14 protein-coding genes are annotated in these 16,022 nt (G+C 65.5%); 3 read left to right on the forward strand and 11 right to left on the reverse strand.

The window, feature by feature from the left end:
- Positions 1 to 104: 104 nt before the first annotated feature.
- The 9 genes from ACP2YP_RS31930 to ACP2YP_RS31970 form a co-directional block, all read right to left on the reverse strand.
- Positions 105 to 839: an ABC transporter ATP-binding protein gene (locus ACP2YP_RS31930; protein WP_426420179.1), complete on the reverse strand. Its 735-nt coding sequence runs from the start codon at positions 837 to 839 to the stop codon at positions 105 to 107.
- Positions 836 to 1,684 (reverse strand): ABC transporter ATP-binding protein, encoded by an 849-nt coding sequence (locus ACP2YP_RS31935; RefSeq protein WP_426420180.1) that lies wholly within the window; start codon positions 1,682 to 1,684, stop codon positions 836 to 838. Before ACP2YP_RS31935 ends, ACP2YP_RS31930 begins: the two co-directional genes overlap by 4 nt.
- A complete protein-coding gene (locus tag ACP2YP_RS31940) occupies positions 1,684 to 3,507 on the reverse strand; it encodes an ABC transporter permease (protein ID WP_426420181.1) in 1,824 nt (607 codons plus the stop codon). The genes ACP2YP_RS31935 and ACP2YP_RS31940 overlap by 1 nt, the downstream gene beginning before the upstream one ends.
- Positions 3,508 to 3,560: 53 nt before the next feature.
- Positions 3,561 to 4,718 carry an ABC transporter substrate-binding protein gene (locus tag ACP2YP_RS31945; RefSeq protein ID WP_426420182.1) on the reverse strand — a complete coding sequence of 386 codons (1,158 nt, stop codon included), beginning with the start codon at positions 4,716 to 4,718 and terminating at the stop codon, positions 3,561 to 3,563.
- 61 nt (positions 4,719 to 4,779) lie between these two features.
- Positions 4,780 to 5,358, reverse strand: a complete 579-nt coding sequence (locus ACP2YP_RS31950; RefSeq protein ID WP_426420183.1) for an alkylhydroperoxidase domain protein — start codon at positions 5,356 to 5,358, stop codon at positions 4,780 to 4,782.
- A 14-nt stretch (positions 5,359 to 5,372) separates the two neighbouring features.
- Entirely contained in the window at positions 5,373 to 5,972 is a 600-nt protein-coding gene (locus ACP2YP_RS31955; protein ID WP_426420184.1) for a CMD domain protein, read from the reverse strand.
- Positions 5,973 to 6,004: 32 nt separating this feature from the next.
- Positions 6,005 to 7,039 carry a putative FMN-dependent luciferase-like monooxygenase gene (locus ACP2YP_RS31960; protein ID WP_426420185.1) on the reverse strand — a complete coding sequence of 345 codons (1,035 nt, stop codon included), beginning with the start codon at positions 7,037 to 7,039 and terminating at the stop codon, positions 6,005 to 6,007.
- A gap of 130 nt (positions 7,040 to 7,169) precedes the next feature.
- The gene (locus ACP2YP_RS31965) at positions 7,170 to 7,952 is read right to left on the reverse strand and encodes a MetQ/NlpA family ABC transporter substrate-binding protein (protein WP_426420186.1); all 783 of its coding nucleotides are present in this window, start codon (positions 7,950 to 7,952) and stop codon (positions 7,170 to 7,172) included.
- A 176-nt stretch (positions 7,953 to 8,128) separates the two neighbouring features.
- Positions 8,129 to 9,580 carry an MATE family efflux transporter gene (locus ACP2YP_RS31970; RefSeq protein ID WP_426420187.1) on the reverse strand — a complete coding sequence of 484 codons (1,452 nt, stop codon included), beginning with the start codon at positions 9,578 to 9,580 and terminating at the stop codon, positions 8,129 to 8,131.
- Between the two features lie 147 nt (positions 9,581 to 9,727).
- Here ACP2YP_RS31970 and ACP2YP_RS31975 point away from each other — a divergent pair, with 147 nt between their 5' ends.
- Positions 9,728 to 10,306, forward strand: coding sequence for a TetR/AcrR family transcriptional regulator (locus tag ACP2YP_RS31975; protein WP_426420188.1), 579 nt, complete (start codon positions 9,728 to 9,730; stop codon positions 10,304 to 10,306).
- A 2-nt stretch (positions 10,307 to 10,308) separates the two neighbouring features.
- On the opposite strand, the gene ACP2YP_RS31980 is transcribed toward ACP2YP_RS31975, so the two are convergent.
- A complete protein-coding gene (locus ACP2YP_RS31980; RefSeq protein WP_426420189.1) occupies positions 10,309 to 12,630 on the reverse strand; it encodes a molybdopterin guanine dinucleotide-containing S/N-oxide reductase in 2,322 nt (773 codons plus the stop codon).
- A gap of 196 nt (positions 12,631 to 12,826) precedes the next feature.
- Between ACP2YP_RS31980 and ACP2YP_RS31985 the strand changes: the two genes are divergently transcribed.
- Positions 12,827 to 14,614: a peptide ABC transporter substrate-binding protein gene (locus ACP2YP_RS31985; protein WP_426420190.1), complete on the forward strand. Its 1,788-nt coding sequence runs from the start codon at positions 12,827 to 12,829 to the stop codon at positions 14,612 to 14,614.
- Here the strand turns inward: ACP2YP_RS31985 and ACP2YP_RS31990 are convergent.
- Positions 14,577 to 15,560, reverse strand: a complete 984-nt coding sequence (locus tag ACP2YP_RS31990; protein WP_426420191.1) for a cupin domain-containing protein — start codon at positions 15,558 to 15,560, stop codon at positions 14,577 to 14,579. The two genes, ACP2YP_RS31985 and ACP2YP_RS31990, sit on opposite strands and share 38 nt — an antisense overlap.
- 104 nt (positions 15,561 to 15,664) lie before the next feature.
- Between ACP2YP_RS31990 and ACP2YP_RS31995 the strand changes: the two genes are divergently transcribed.
- Positions 15,665 to 16,003: a carboxymuconolactone decarboxylase family protein gene (locus tag ACP2YP_RS31995; protein WP_426420192.1), complete on the forward strand. Its 339-nt coding sequence runs from the start codon at positions 15,665 to 15,667 to the stop codon at positions 16,001 to 16,003.
- The last annotated feature ends 19 nt before the right edge of the window (positions 16,004 to 16,022 follow it).

The following is a 16,022-nucleotide window of genomic DNA, read 5'->3' on the forward strand; positions in this document are numbered from 1 at the left end:
GCCCGCTTTGCGGGCTCCTCAGGATGAGGTTTTGTTTCGCGGCAAGACACCAAACCCTCATGGTGAGGAGCCCGCGCGCGCGGGCGTCTCGAACCATAAGGCCGTTACGCCGCCTCGGAGCCGCCGAGATAGGCGTCACGGACGCGGGGATCGTCTTTCAGCGTCCGCGCCGACCCCGACAGCACGATCCTGCCGGTCTGGAGCACATAGGCCTCGTGCGCGATCTCGAGCGCGAGGCTGGCGTTCTGCTCGACCATGAAGACCGAGACGCCCTCCTGGTTGATGGTGCGGATCAGGTCCAGCACGCGATCGACGTAGAGCGGCGACAGGCCCATGGTCGGCTCGTCCATCACGATCATCCTGGGACGGCTCATCAGCGCGCGTGCCATCGCGACCATCTGCTGCTCGCCGCCGGACAAGGAGCCGGCGCGCTGCGACAGCCGCTGGCCCAGCTTTGGGAACAGCGAGAGCATCTTGTCGAAGTCCTGCGCGATCGCCTCGCGGTCGTTGCGGACGAAAGCGCCCATCAAAATGTTCTCGCGGACGCTCATGTCGGCGAACAACCGCCGTGCCTCCGGCACCGAGGCAATGCCGCGGCGAACGATCTGCGGGGTGGTGAGCCCGATCAGCGAGGCGCCATCGAACTTTACCTCGCCCGAGCGCGGTTTTACGAGACCAAGGATGATCTTCATCGTCGTCGACTTGCCGCTGGCATTGCCGCCGAGCAGGCAGACGATGTGGCCGCGACCGACATTGATGGACAGGTCGAAATGCACCTGGGCCTGGCCGTAGAACGTGTTGACGTTCGACAGCACGAGAAGAGCATCTGGTGTCGTCATGCCGCGCTCTCCTGCTCTGCGGTCCCCGACAGGCCGTGGCCGAGATAGGCCTCGATCACCTTGGGATCGTTGCGCACCTCATCGCCCGGCCCTTCCGCGATCTTCTTGCCTTCGTCCATGACGATGACGCGGTCGGAGACCCGCATCACCATCTCCAGCTTGTGCTCGATCAGAAGGATGGTCAGCCCCTCCGCCTTCAGCTTGGCGACGAGGCCCTGCATCTCCGCGGTCTCGCTTGGGTTCATGCCGGCGGTCGGCTCGTCCAGCAGCAAGAGGCGCGGCTTCAGCGCCAGCGCACGGGCAATCTCGACACGGCGGCGGTTGGCGTAAGAGAGGCTATAGGCGGGCTGGTCGATTCGCGGCAGCAGCCGCTCGCCGAAGCGGGCGAGAATGGCTTTGACCTCTTCGCGCAGCCGCTCTTCCTCGGCTTTGACGCTGGCAGGCCGCAGCAGCGCCAGCCCCAATTCCAAGAGCGGGCCGATCACCGGCACGGCCGGCTTCACGGCGCGTAAGCGCGTATGGGCGCCGATCAGGACGTTGTCCATGACGCTGAGATTGCCGAAGACGCGGCCGAGCTGGAAGGTGCGCGCGATGCCTTGCGCCGCTAGTCGCTCCGGCGAAAGCCCGGTGATGTCCTGCCCCTCGAACCGGACCTCGCCTGCATCCGGCCGGTCGAGCCCGGTCACGAGATTGAACAGCGTGGTCTTTCCGGCGCCGTTCGGGCCGATGATGCTGACGAGCCCGCCCTTGGCGAGATCGAGATCGATACCGTCGACGGCCGTGAGGCCGCCGAAGCGGCGCGTCAGCCCGCGCAGGGACAACAGCGATGAATTCGCCTCCGCCATCAGATCGTCCCCAACAGGCCCTGAGGCCTGAATCGCACGAGCAGCAGCAGCACGATGCCGTAGATCAGGATGCGATATTCAGCGGCGATCCGGAACATTTCCGGCAGGCCGACCAGCGCGACCGCTCCAACGACGGCGCCGACGACATTGCCGAGGCCGCCGAGGATCACGACCGTCAGCGCGAGGATCGATTGCTGCGTGTTGAAGGTTTCGTGGTTGATGTAGGAATAGAGGTGCGCGGCGATGGCGCCGCTGACGCCGGCTGCGAAGCCGCCGAAGATGAAGGCGAGCGATTTGTAGCGGTTCAGGCTGATTCCATAGGCGCGCGCGGCGATGTCGTCGTCGCGGATGGCACGGAAGCTGCGGCCGAGATGCGATGAGAGCAAGCGCGCTTGCAGCAGCGCCAGCGCGACCATCACGGCAAAGCTGAACCAGTACACAGACGTGGGGCTGATCAGATCGTAGCCGAACAGCGACAGCGGCGGGATGCCGGAGATGCCGATCGGCCCACGCGTCACGCTCTCCCAATTCAAGATCACCAGCGACACGATCTCGCCGATGGCAAGCGTCGCGATCGAGACGTAGTGCCCGCGCAGGCGGAACGACGGCGAGATCAGGATCGTGCCGAGCGCGGCGCTCATCAGGCCGCCGGCGATGATGGCGAGACCGACGGGAACGGCGAGTGTTAATGACAGCAGCGCGGAGGTGTAAGCTCCGATCGCAAGCAGCGCGGCGTGCCCGAGCGAGACCTGCCCGATTGTGCCGGCCACCAGCGTGAGGCTGAGCGCGAGCATGCCGAGCAGCCAGGCGTTGATCAGGGTTTGGAGCACGTAGAAGGACACCGGAAGCAGCGGCAGGATCGCAAACACCGCGACCGCGACCAGCAAGGCCCAGCGCGGAATGCGCACCGGCCGGCTCGGCGCGATGAAGGTGCCGGTGAGCGGCTCGGGCGGCGCCTGTCGCGCGCTTGCGAACAGGCCATTCGGCCGCAGCACCAGCACGACGACCAGAAGCAGGAAGGCGAACAGGTTGCGATAGCTGGTGCCGAACACGGCGACGCCGTAGCTTTCGACCAATCCGAGCAGCAGGCTGCCGACCACGGCACCCGGCACGTTGCCGGCGCCGCCGACGACCTCCGCGACGACGCCCTTGAGCGTCGCCTGCAGGCTCATCGCGGTGTCAATCTGGTTGTAGTACATGCCGACCAGCAGGCCGGAGACGCCGCCAAGCGCGGCCGCAATGCCGAACACCGCCTGATTGACGCGGTTGACGTCGACGCCCATCTGCATCGCGGCATCGCGATCCTGCGAGGCCGCGCGCACCGCCCAGCCGAGCTTGCTGTAGCGCAGGAACACGAACAGCAGCAGCGCGCTGCTGATGCCGACACCGGCGATGAGGAGATCAAGCGGTCCGATCGTGCCGCCGCCGACCTGGAAGCGCACATCCGGCAACTGGCTCGGCAGCGCACGCGGATTGGGCGAGAAGGTCAGCATCACCAGTTGGTCGAGCACGAAGCTGATGCCGATCGTCGCCAGCAGCGGCGCGATGCGCACCGAGTTCTGCAGCGGCCGAAGGCCGAACCGCTCGATGATCAGCCCGACCAGCGCCGCCACCACGGCAACGAAGATGATGGTGAGCGGCAGCGGCGTGTGCAGCTGCACCACCGCGACCCAGCCGATATAGGCGCCGACCAGGTAGATCGAGCCTTGCGCAAAGTTGATCAGCCGGCTGACGCCGAAGATCAGCGCGAGCCCGACCGCAACGAGGGCGTAGACGTTACCGACAATCAGCCCGTTGATGGTGTAGTCGAGCCAGGAAGACACGCAGGGTTCCTAATCAAGGGAGAAAGGCCGGAGTGAGCGCTCCGGCCATCATGTCAGGTCGGCTTGCCGTCCCAAAGCGCGAACTGGCCCTTGCGCACGACAAGCTCGGCATTCATCGCACCCTTGACGCGGCGGCTGGCAACGTCGAACGTCGCGGTGCCGAAGATGACGCTTGGAACGTCCTTCACTTTGGTAAAGGCGTCGCGGATCGCCTTGCGGTCGGTGCCGCCGATCTTCACCACGGCGGCCGCCATGTTCATGGCGTCGTAGGCGTAGGCGTTGAAGGCATCGGGCTCGAGCCCATTGTACTTCTTCTTGAAGCCGCCGATGAATTTCTGCACCTCGGGCCGCGGATCCTCCGGGAAGTAGCGCGTGCCGACATGGACGTCCTCGACGGCGTCGCCGCCGAGTTCGAGGAATTTCGGCGAGTAGACCGAGCTCGCGGCGCAGATCACCTGCTTCAGCCCGACCTGCCTCGCCTGCCGCGCGATCAGCGCACCATCGGAATAGTAGGAGATCAGGACCAGCCCGTCCGGATTGGCGTCACGCACGCGCACCAGCGTGGAGCGGAAGTCGCGCTCCTCGGCGATATAGCCTTCGGTGACGACGATCTCCGCGCCATATTCCTTGGCGGCATTGTTGAAGTAATCGCGGCTGGTGCGGCCCCAATCGGTGTTGAGATGCAGCACAGCAAGCTTCTTCAAGCCAAGCTTCTTCACGGCATAGGCCGCCAGCAGCGGCTGCTCGTCGGCCTGGCTCACCGAGGTGCTCCACATGAAGTCGCCGCCCTTGGTAAAATCAGGATGCGAATTGGTGAAACCGAACTGCACGAGACCGCCGCGCTGATAGATCGGCGATGCCGCCATCGACGCCGGGCTCGAGAAATCGCCGAGCTCCAGGACGATGCGGGGATCGGAGACGAATTTCTGCGCGATCGCGACCGACTGGCGCGGGTCGCTCTGGCTGTCCTCGAAGCTGTAGGCGAGCTTGCGGCCGTTGATGCCGCCGCCGGCCGTGATCTCGTCGAGCGCGAGATCAAAGCCCTGCTTCCACTGCGTGCCATATTGCGCGTTCGGCCCCGTGAGGGGACCGCTGACGCCGAGCAGGATCGGCTCGGCGTTGTCCGCGAGGGTCGCGCGCGAAAATGTTGTTCCCGCAATTGCGGCGGCCAGCGAGCCCTTGACCAGGGTTCGGCGATTGATGTTGCTCATGCACGGCTCCATCCAGTCAGGTGTTACAAACAAGCAGCAATTCTTATGCCGGTGAGATTGCCTATTTCGAGGGCTCACCGAGCGACAGCATCAGCCGGTTCGCCCAGTTGAAGAACGACGCGCCGTTGATGACGTCGACGATCTCCGCGTCGTCGAGGCCTGCACCGCGCAGCTCGGCGATATTGTCAGGGCCGAACGCGATCGGCGTCGACGCCAGCGCCACCGAGGCCTTGACCACCGCGTTCCAGCGCTCGCCGAGATCGGCGTTGACGCCTTCGTCGAGCAGCTTCTGCACGTCCTCACGCCGCTTGGAATAGGTACTGGCAAAGCGCGCATGCACCGAGGCGCAATAGATGCAGCCGTTGTAGCGCGAAGTCGCAGCCGCGGCGAGCTCGCGCTCGGCGCGCGGCAGGCCGTCGGCGACGTTGTAGAAGATGTCCTTGTCGGTCTTGGTGCGGGCTTCCAGCACCTCGGGATCGCGCACGAGCAGGCGGAAATATTCCGATTTGGCGCGAGCGCGATCGACCAGACCGGCGAAATGCCGCTCGGTGAGCTCGGCCTCGTGCAGCGGCTCGATCCAGGAGACCCAGCCGAGCTCGACCTGAGTGAAGACGACGGGCGGGTTGACGGTGGCGCTCATGATGCAGCCTCCTCTTATGCGTTCGCTGCGGCGAGCGTGCGCAAGCCGCTGACGACCCGCACCTGAAACGACAGGAACGCGACGAGTTGTGAGAAGGTGACGATGCCGGTGTTCGACCACCCCGCGGCAAGCAGCGCCTTCATGTCGGTGGACGCCGCATCGCGCGGCCGGAACACCAGGAGATGCGCATGCTCGAGGGCCGCGACGAGCCTGGTGCCGAGTGCCGACTTGCTCGCCGCACTCACGCGATAAATAAGGCCAGCCGTGTTCTCGACTGACAGCGGACCAGCCGGAAACGAGCCATACGGCCCCGAGGTCTTGCCCCGCGTGATCTCGGCCTCGATCGCTTCAAGCAGGGCCGCGCCACCCGTGGTCGCCGCAAGCTTCTCGCGATAGAAGGTCGCAACGGGAGACTCGCCATGGAGCCCGGTCACGAAGGCCGCGACCGCGGCGCGTTCGAGCAGCGAAAAGTCGCCGGCGTCGATCGGCTCGAACAAAGAGAGATAGCTCTTTTGCGCGTTGTCACGCGCCTGCAGGCGCCGTGCGCGGATGGCGTCCAGGGCCGATCCTGGCTTGATCCCGGCGAGCGTGTCGATGATGTCAGGCGTGCTCATCATAAGGCCTCGTGCAATCCATAAAATTCCGACTAGCCCGCCAGCGCCACTTCGGGCGCTGTGCTGATCCAGCCCAGCGCCGGCGCGACCTTGTCGGCCACGAGCTCGATCGAGCGCAGGACGTAGGGGTGCGGCGCATCGACCGAGTGAACCTGGAACACCAGATCTGTCACGCGCTCCAGCGTCGCATCCGTGCGCAGCGAGGCAATGACCTCGTCGGCGCCGCCGACATGGGTGTCGAACGCCGTGATCATCTCCTCCAGCGTCTCGCCGGGGGGAAGGTGACCGCCCTTCATGAACTGCGGCAGAGCGCGACGCAGCCCAATATCGGCCAGCCGCATCGCCTCGCGATGATCGTCGGCGACAAACACGCTGCGCGATGCCATGATGCGCGGCTCGCAGCCCAGTGGCAGCGCTTCGAGATAGGCATCGACGATCGGGTTCTGGATCTCGGCGAGCGTGGCGTTTGGCGCGTCCTTGGCCCGCGGCTGGGTGCGCGAGAGCAGCAGGCCGTCGCCGGCCTTGCCGGCGCGCGCGCCGCCCGCCACCGAGAACGTTGCCTGCCAGATGCGCTTGTCCAATTGCGGCCGCTGTGGATAGAGCGTGTCGCCGCCGTCGAGCTGCTTGCCGGTCAGCGCCTTGCGGACCACCTCGAGATTGCGCGCAAAGATCTCGTTGCGCTGGGTGCCGTCGAGGCCGAAAGCGGCGAAGGCGGACGGATTGCCGCCGGTGCCGACGCCGAGCTCGAAGCGGCCATTGCAGAGCAGATCAAGCACAGCGGCGTCCTCCGCCACCCGCACCGCGCTCTCCAGCGGCAAGGTGACGATGCCAGTGCCGAGGCGAATGCGCGAGGTTTGGGCTGCGACATAGCCAAGGAAGGTGAAGGGCGACGGCAGGCCGCCCTCGCGCTCGTGAAAATGGTGCTGCGCGATCCACGCGGAATCGAGACCGGCCTTCTCGGCCCGCACGATCTGCTCGGCGGCGAAGCGATATCGTTCCGCCGGCGGGGCTTCATCGAGCAGCCGTGTGAAGAACCCCAATCGTTTCAAGTTTGCAAAGCGTTTCATACGACCCCTGTCGGGCGAGGATGGCCACGCCCCGATGATGTCGGTTGCCGGAGCCCGAGACAAGCGGGCAATGCGCAAGGCTGCCCGCCGGGATCGGCCTCCTGCGCTGGACCTTGGCTAGGCAGATTGCCTACCAGCTCGGCAGCACCGCGCCCTTGAACTTGGCGAGGATGAACTCCTTCACCTCCGCCGTTTGATAGCTGTCGACCAGGATCTTGACCCAGGGCTTGTCCTTGTCGGCGCTGCGCACCGCGATCAGGTTGACATAGGGGCCCTTCGGGTCCTCGCGCAGGATCGGATCCTTGACGGGATCGAGGCCCGCCTGGGTTGCATAATTGGTGTTGATCGCGGCTGCGTCGACGTCGTCGAGCGCGCGCGGCGCCTGCGCCGCATCGACCTCGATAAACTTCAGCTTCTTGGGATTCTCGGTGACGTCGAGCACGCTCGGCTTGAAGCCCGTGCCGTCCTTCAGCTTGATCACCCCCTTGTCGCGCAGCAGAAGCAGCACGCGGCCGCCATTGGTCGGATCGTTGGGGATCGAGATCTTGCCGCCATCTGGAATGTCGGCGAAGGACTTATGCTTCTTCGAATAGACGCCGATCGGGAAATTCACGGTCAAGCCGACCGACTCGATCTTGTAGCCGCGATCGGCTCTCTGATTGTCGAGATAAGGCTGGTTCTGGAACGAATTGGCCTGGATGTCGCCGGCATCGAGCGCGGCGTTCGGCACCACATAGTCGGAGAATTCGATGAGCTGGATGTCGAGCCCCTGCTTGGCGGCAACCGGCTTCACGGCCTCGAAGATCTGCGCATGCGGGCCCGGCGTCACGCCGATCTTGATGGTCTCGGCTCCAGCTGCGGCCGACCATGCGGCGAGCGCGGTCGCGAGGATCAGGGCGGGGCGAAACGACATCGATGGGTCTCCATAACTCGGCGGCAATGACTGGAACCGTATTCGCTTCTCCGCCAGGCGAAATCAATGAAATGGGAATCCATATTTGCCGCCGGCGGCGGGTAACGCTTCTCCAACGGACTTCAAACGGGAAACGAACGCCTGCCGCGACTAGCGTGAGGTCTAGCCCAACCTCATTACGCGCTACCCGCGCGCCAGGTCGACGGCGAGACCATGATCAGAACGCAGATCACGGCGTAGGCGGCAAGCGACACCGTGACCATGGCGGCCAGCCCGGTCATTCCCGCGCCGAAATACGCAACCGCAATCCAGCCGCCGCCGGCCGCGATCAGGATGCGCGCAACCGCGGACGCCAGCGGGCCCATCGCCCGGCCCGTGCCTTGCGCGGCGAAGGACGTCACGAAGCCGAAGCCCAGCGCCGCATAGGCCGGCGCGACGATGCGCAAGTAAATCACGCCTTCGCTCACCACTTCCGCGTCGTGGCTGAAAAGATGCAGCCAGGCCGTCGGAAAGATCGCGACCAGGAGGCCGATCGAGCCGGTCATGATCAGGCCGACGGCGCCACTGACCCAGCCGATCCTTTGCGCTCGCGCGGTCTGCCCTGCGCCCATGTTGACGCCGACCATGGTCAGCGTCGCCGTGCTGATGCCGAACAGCAGCGGGATCATGATGTAGTCGAGCCGTGAGGCGATGCCGTAGCCGGCGAGCGCGGAGGTGCCGAACAGGCCGACCGCGCCGGTGACGAGAATGACGGTGAGGTTGGTCAGCACGGCGTTGAACGCAGTGGGGATGCCGACCTTCAGCATGTCGCCGAAAATCTTTGCGCGCAGCGGCACGATGTGCAGCCGCAGGCCGGATGCGCCCGAGGACATGTAGCGCAGCAGGAACAGCATCGCCGCGCCGTAATAGAGGCCGAAGGCAATGCCGGCGCCGCCGATGCCGAGACTTGGGACGGGTCCGAAACCGAAGATCAGCAGCGGCGAGACCGGGATCGTCACGATCGCGCCGATCAACGTCACCAGCGCGGGGACCTTGACGTTGCCGGAGCCGCGCAACGCGGCGGCCTGGAGGTTGACGATCCAGACGGGAATCGCGCCTGCAAACAGATAACTCGAATAGGTGATGGCCGCGTCGAGCGCGCCGTCGCGGCCGCCAAGCGCGCGGAACAGCGCCGCGCCGCCGAGGCGCACCCCCAGCGTGAACAGCGCGCCCGCGATGATCGCAAGCACGATGGCGTGGAACAGTGCCGCATCCGCATCGTCGCGGCGGCCGGCGCCGACCGCACGCGCCACCGACGAAGCGACGCCGGAGCCGAATCCGCCGTTCGACATCATGGTCATCAGCATGAAGATCGGAAACACCAGCGCAGCACCGGCCAGCGCATCGGTGCCGAGATAGCCGACATAATAGGCCTCCGCGATATTGACCGCGGTCTGCGCCACCAGGACGGTGACGGTCGGCAGCGCGAGCTTGAGCAGCGTCGGCAGGATCGGCGCCGTCAGAAGCGCGGCGCGCCGTTGATCGGCGGGGGTCGGCGCGGATATCGCCGCCTGGCGAAGGGGTGCTGCGGTGCGGGCCACGATTTGCGTGGCGGACAGAGCCGGCGCGTCGGCATCCTCGACTGACATGCGTACGACCCTGTCTTTCCCTGAAGGCACTCTCTTTCGAGAGCCCCCATTTGCATTATGACCATAATGTACTATTATGATCATAATGCAATGGGCCGGCCGTCGCGATTTTGCGGCCCAGGGCTGTCCGGTTTGCAGGAGGACGCCATGCCGCGCTACGACAAGGGACACAAGGACGAGACCCGCCGGCACATTCTCGATGTCGCCTCAGCGCAGTTCCGCGAAAGCGGAATAGCCGGGGTCGGCCTCTCCGGCATCATGTCGGAGGCGGGCCTCACCAATGGCGCCTTCTACACGCACTTCGCCTCCAAGGAGGATCTGGTGCGGGAGGTGCTGACCGATGCGCTCACCCGGCGCGAAGAGCGGCACAAGGCCAATCTGGAAAACGGCGTCGCGCTCGAGACCACGATCCGCGACTATCTTTCGACTCGGCATCGCGACCACGCCGGCTCTGGCTGCCCGACCGCCGCGCTAGTCGCCGAGATCGCACGGCATCCGAAGGCGACACGCGACGCCTTCACCGGCAAGGTCACCGATATCATCGCGCTGATGGCGGAGCAGATCAGACTGGGCACCGCGAAGGACCGTCGGCGCAAGGCGATCGCGATGTACGCCATCATGGTCGGCGCGCTGCAATTGTCGCGGGCGGTCAACGACCGGCGATTGTCCGATGAGATCCTGGAGAACGCGGTGAAGACTGCGGTTGCCATTGCGGACGAACGCTGACGCTACACCGGATCGAACGCCCGGATCGGCGGCAGGTTGCCGGTGAACTTCTCCACCTCCACAGTCGTGAGCTGGCCGGTGCAGCCCTGCGCGAAGGATGAGGTGCCGATGTCGCGGGTGAGCACGTTGGGATTGCCGTGGACACAGAGCGGCGCGTCGTCCTCGGGATCCATCGGATCGTACCATGCGCCGGTCGGCAGCTGCACGACGCCGGGCGCGATACCGTCGGTGATGTGCACCGCGGCGAGGCAGGCACCGCGTTCGTTGAACAGGCGGATAATGTCGCCATCCTTGATGCCGCGCGCATTCGCATCGCGCGGGTTCATGCGCGCGACCTCGCGGCCGCGATGTTTGGCGCCAAGCGAATGGCCGCCGAAATCGAGCTGGCTGTGCAGCCGCGTCACCGGCTGGTTGGCGACGAGGAAGCACGGCGCCCCCGGCTTCGGCATGTCGCTCTTCTCGAGCCAGACCGGATGGCCCGGACAATCCGCATCGCCATGTCCGGCGATCTTCGCGGAGTAAATCTCGATGCGTCCGCTCGGCGTCGGCAGGGGATGCGCGATCGGGTCCTCGCGAAAACTGCGCAGCCGCCCGCCATCGTCGGGCTGTTGCGGCACGACCAGGCTGCCGCGTTGCCAGAATTCCTCGAAGCTCGGGGCTTCGAGCCCGCGCTTGGCGAGCGAGGCGCGGGTCGGCTCGTAGAGATGCTCCAGCCATTGCCGCGAAGTGCGGCCCTCCGTGAACGGCTCGCGGGCGCCGAGGCGGTCGGCGAGGTCGGCAAAGATCTCGTAGTCGTCACGCGCAAGCCCAAACGGCTCGGCGATGCGGTGCATCGCGACCATCAAGGGATCGTTGGTGGAATAGCCGATATCCTCGCGCTCGAGCGTCATGGTCGAGGGCAGCACGATGTCGGCGTGGCGCGCGGTTGCGGTCCAGGCGAGCTCGTGCACCACGAGCGTATCGACCTTCGCAAACGCCTTGCGCAGGCGGTTGATGTCCTGGTGATGGTGGAACGGATTGCCCCCGGCCCAATAGACTAGGCGGATATCCGGATAGGTGCGCGTCTCGCCATTGTAGCGATAGGTGCTGCCGGGATTGAGCAGCATGTCGGCGATGCGCGCCACCGGAATGAAATCACGAACGCCGTTGCGCCCCTGCCCCAGCGTCGGCCCCGGCACGTCGTTGACGCGGCGGCCGTAATAACCGATCGCGCCCAGCGAATAGGCGTAGCCGCCGCCGGGAAGACCGATCTGTCCGAGCGCTGCCGCGAGCACCATGCCCATCCACACCGGCTGCTCGCCATGTTCGGCGCGCTGCAGCGAATGCGAGACGGTGATCAGCGCGCGCTTGCCGGCAAGGCGCCGCGCCAGCGTCCGTATGATGTTCGCGTCGACGCCGCAGATCGCCGCGGCCCAGGCGGCATCCTTGGCCTGCCCGTCGCTCGCCCCGGTGAGATAGCGCAAGAACACCGGCCAGCCTTCGGTGTAGCGATCGAGGAAGGCCTGGTCGTGCAGATCTTCGCTGACCAGGGTGTGGACGATGCCGAGCATCAGCGCGGTGTCGGTACCGGGGATGCAGGTCATCCATTCCGCGCCGGCTTCCACTGGCAGGTCGTCGCGCAACGGGCTCATCAGGATGAACTCGCAGCCGCGCTTGCGGGCCGCTTCCATCGCGCCGCGCTCGACGTGCTTGCTGATCGAGCCGCCGGCCACCATCGAGTTCTTCAGCGCCATGCCGCCGAACGCGAGCACGATCTCGGTCTCGGCCGCGATCTGCTCCCAGGTGACGTTGCGCTTGGTGATGTCCTCGTAGCCCGCCATGATCTGCGGCAGCAGCACCGAGGACGCGCCCGAGGAATAGGAGTTCACCGAGCGGACATAGCCGCCCATCGCCATGTTGAGGAAGCGATGCAACTGGCTCTGCGCGTGATGCAGGCGGCCCGCGCTCGACCAGCCATAGGAGCCGCCGAACACGGCGCCGGGGCCGCGCGTGTCGCGGATGCGCATAAGCTCGTCGCCGAGCAGGTCGAGCGCCTTCTCCCAGCTGACGGAGACGAATTCGTCGCGGCCGCGCCTGTTATCGGGACCGGGCCCGCGCTCGAGCCAGCCGCGGCGGATCGCAGGCTGGGCGATGCGCGCCTGGTGACGCAAGGCACCGGGGAAATTGTCGATGATGCCGTTCGGATCGGGATCGCCGCCATAGGCTCTGACCTCGAGCCCGGCTGCGCTGTTGCGCGCGGAAAACACGCCCCAATGCGAGGTGTGCGGCTTGAAGCCATCCGACAAATCCAGACCGGGGTCGGGGAAGCCGATCGTATCGTCCATCGCGTGGCCCTCATCGCTGGAAGCGCCGAGCAGGCGGCTCCGGTCGCAATTGCAGAGCCAATATAATGAGACGCGTGCGCGGAGGGCAACGGATTACCGATGTCCGAACCGCCTCGTCGTCATTGCCGCCTCGCCCCGGATGCAACATGATGGGGCGCCGGTGACGACTGTGCTTGTGGCACTTGGAGGTCATCTGATGGACGAAAACGACATCCGCAACTTCATCGCGGAGGTGAAGCAAGGCACGCTGTCGCGGCGCTCGTTCATCCAGACCATGGCTGCGGTCGGGATCGCAGCTCCGGTCGCGAGCCAGATCCTGCTCTGGAACGACGTGGCGATGGCGGACGCCACGCTGGCCTACAAGCCGACCAAGGCCGGCGGCGGTGGTCCGCTCAAGATGCTGGTCTGGCAGGCCCCGACCTTGCTCAACCCGCATTTCGCGCTCGGCACCAAGGACCAGGTCGCCTCGCGCGTCTTTTTCGAGCCGCTCGCCGGCTGGGACAAGGAGGGCAACCTCATCCCCTGCCTCGCCGCCGAAGTCCCGACCAAGGCGAATGGCGGCCTCTCCGCCGACGGCGCCACCGTGATCTGGAAGCTGAAGCAGGGTGTGCGGTGGCACGACGGCAAGCCCTTCACCGCCGACGACGTCGTCTTCACCTGGACCTACGCCGCAGATCTCGCCACTGCGGCCTACACGACGGGGTCCTATCAGAACATCATCGTCGAGAAGATCGACGACCACGCCGTCAAGGTGACCTTTAGGGCCCCGACCCCGTTCTGGGCCGACCCCTTCGTCGGCGCGACCGGCCAGATCCTGCCGAAGCACCACTTCGGCGACTATGCCGGCGCAAAATCGCGCGACGCACCGGGCAATCTGAAGCCGGTCGGCACCGGCCCCTACAAGTTCGTCGAGTTCAAGCCGGGCGATCTGGTCCGGGCCGAGCGCAATCCCGACTATCACGTCAAGAACCAGCCCTATTTCGACACGTTCGAGATCAAGGGCGGCGGCGACGCGGTCTCCGCGGCGCGCGCCGTGCTGCAGACCGGCGAATACGACTATGCCTGGAACCTGCTGGTGGAGGACGAGATCCTCAAGCGCATGGAAGCCGGCGGCAAAGGCAAGGTCGAGTTCACGACCTCCGGCGGCGTTGAGTTCATCATCCTCAACACGACGGACCCGTGGAGCGAGGTCGACGGCGAACGTTCCGGCGCCAGGACCAGACACCCGACGCTGTCCGATCCGGCGGTGCGACGGGCGCTCAACCTGCTGATCGATCGCGACGGGATCCAGAAATTCATCTACGGCCGCGGCGCCGTCGCAACCGCGAGCTTCGTCAACCAGCCCCCGCAGTTCAAGTCGCGCAAGCTGACCTACGAATTCAACATCGACAAGGCCAACAAGCTCCTCGACGAGGCCGGCTGGAAGATGGGCACGGACGGCATCCGCGAGAAGGACGGCAAGAAGCTCAAATACGTGTTCCAGACCTCGATCAACGCCCCACGCCAGAAGACGCAGGCGATCATCAAGCAGGCCTGCCAGAAGGCCGGCATCGAGATCGAGCTCAAATCGGTCACCGCATCGGTGTTCTTCTCGTCGGACGTCGGCAACCCCGACACCTACTCCAAATTCTATTGCGACATGGAGATGTACAACACGACGATGCCGCAGCCTGATCCGGAACGCTTCCTGAACCAGTGCGTCTCCTGGGAGATCGCCAACAAGGACAACAAATGGCTCGGCCGCAACGTCTCGCGCTGGTCCAATCCCGAAGCCGACAAGGCCTACAAGGCCGCGCAGCAGGAGCTCGACCCGGTCAAGCGCGCCGCGCTGCTGATCAAGGTCAACGAGATCTTCTGCGAGGCCAACATCTTCCTGCCGCTGCTGTCGCGCTACATCGTCGGCGGCGCCGTCAACAGCCTCATGACCGACATCTCGGGATGGGACGTCACGACGTGGAATCTGGCGAGCTGGTATCGGAGTTGACGGCCGCCGCGCGAGCACCCGGCTCCGCCATTCTCAGCGCGCCGGGTCGCATGCCGTATCTGCGCATGATGGCTTTGCTCAAGGCACTTTCGGAGGCGTACCCGACCTCGTCCGCGATCTTCGCGATCGGATCGGAGGTGCCGGCCAGCCGCTTGCGCGCGACCGCCAATCTCAGATCGGACAAGAACGTCATCGGCGCGAAGCCTGCGCGCTTCTGAAAGGCACGCACCAGCGTTGCGCGCGAGGCGATGGCGACTTCCGCCATCTCGTCGAGGGTCCAGTCGCGGGCCAGATCGCCAAGGATCGCCAGCACGACGCGCGCCGTCGTGCGGTCCTGCAATAGCGAAAGCGTCCCGTTCCCGGACGCCTGCGCCGTCAGATGGTCGCGGAGCATCATGACGAACAGGGCCCGGGCGAGATCGGCCGCGACCATCTCTGATCCGGCCCGCCCGACATCCAGCTCTTCGCGGATATCGAGCAACAGGCGCCGAAACCTTTCCAGCAACGGCTCCCCTGCCGTGCGCAGGATGATCTCGTCGGGAAGGGCCGCAATCAGGGGATTCTCGTCCGAGGTTTCGAACAGGAAGCGGCCGCAGAGGAGCTCGGTATCGACCGCAGCATCGACCGTGGCGCGCTGGCGGACACCGTTTCGGACGTCGGTCGAGACCCGCCCGGCGACACCCCCCACCTCGCTCCGCACCAGATGACTGTCTCCGTGCGGCAGCAGGAGAATGTCGCCGGCCTCCAGCCTTTGCGGGCCCAGGCCCGGCCTCTCGACCACGCAGGCGCCGCGCGTCACCATGTGGAATTGCGCCCATCCCTTGCCGTTCGGTGCGTGCAGCGACTCCCAGCTGCCACCGAACCTGCAGGAATCATCGATCACGGGACGGATTCTGAACAGCGGCACCATCGCATTCAACAGTTCGGCTGCTTCAGCTTCCGACATTCGCACTCCTTGATCCGCCCGGACATGTGTTCGAGCCGCTCGGCCATGTCCCGGCGCGGCAAGCACAAACACATTGGAAGCTAGGACACCCGATGGAGGTTAACATGGCTATGCTCGACTGGAACAACTACCGGCGCCAAGTCGTCGCCGGCGTCGGCGAAATCGGAAAGCTGTCGCCGGATACGGTCAAGGGCTACGCGACCATGAGCGGCGCAGGCGCCAAGACCGCTCACCTCGATGCCAAGACGCGCGAGCTGATCGCGCTTGCCGTCGCCATCAGCCTGCGTTGCGACGGATGTATCACCGTCCATGCAGCCGAAGCGAAGAAGCACGGCGCGAGCGAAGGCGAGCTTGCCGAGGCGCTCAGCACCGCGATCTCGGTCAACGCCGGCGCCGCGCTGGTTTATTCCACCCGTGCGCACGAGGCCTTCCGGGACGCGTGAACGAAGCTGCGAGTGAGTA

This window comes from Bradyrhizobium genosp. A (genome assembly GCF_049949275.1).
Taxonomy (GTDB): Bacteria; Pseudomonadota; Alphaproteobacteria; order Rhizobiales; family Xanthobacteraceae; genus Bradyrhizobium.

Coding starts and splice junctions, on each gene's coding strand:
- ACP2YP_RS31930 (WP_426420179.1), bottom strand. CDS start 839: ATGACGACACCAGATGCTCTTCTCGTGCTGTCGAACGTCAACACGTTC.
- ACP2YP_RS31935 (WP_426420180.1), bottom strand. CDS start 1,684: ATGGCGGAGGCGAATTCATCGCTGTTGTCCCTGCGCGGGCTGACGCGC.
- ACP2YP_RS31945 (WP_426420182.1), bottom strand. CDS start 4,718: ATGAGCAACATCAATCGCCGAACCCTGGTCAAGGGCTCGCTGGCCGCC.
- ACP2YP_RS31950 (WP_426420183.1), bottom strand. CDS start 5,358: ATGAGCGCCACCGTCAACCCGCCCGTCGTCTTCACTCAGGTCGAGCTC.
- ACP2YP_RS31955 (WP_426420184.1), bottom strand. CDS start 5,972: ATGAGCACGCCTGACATCATCGACACGCTCGCCGGGATCAAGCCAGGA.
- ACP2YP_RS31960 (WP_426420185.1), bottom strand. CDS start 7,039: ATGAAACGCTTTGCAAACTTGAAACGATTGGGGTTCTTCACACGGCTG.
- ACP2YP_RS31965 (WP_426420186.1), bottom strand. CDS start 7,952: ATGTCGTTTCGCCCCGCCCTGATCCTCGCGACCGCGCTCGCCGCATGG.
- ACP2YP_RS31970 (WP_426420187.1), bottom strand. CDS start 9,580: ATGTCAGTCGAGGATGCCGACGCGCCGGCTCTGTCCGCCACGCAAATC.
- ACP2YP_RS31975 (WP_426420188.1), top strand. CDS start 9,728: ATGCCGCGCTACGACAAGGGACACAAGGACGAGACCCGCCGGCACATT.
- ACP2YP_RS31980 (WP_426420189.1), bottom strand. CDS start 12,630: ATGGACGATACGATCGGCTTCCCCGACCCCGGTCTGGATTTGTCGGAT.
- ACP2YP_RS31985 (WP_426420190.1), top strand. CDS start 12,827: ATGGACGAAAACGACATCCGCAACTTCATCGCGGAGGTGAAGCAAGGC.
- ACP2YP_RS31990 (WP_426420191.1), bottom strand. CDS start 15,560: ATGTCGGAAGCTGAAGCAGCCGAACTGTTGAATGCGATGGTGCCGCTG.
- ACP2YP_RS31995 (WP_426420192.1), top strand. CDS start 15,665: ATGGCTATGCTCGACTGGAACAACTACCGGCGCCAAGTCGTCGCCGGC.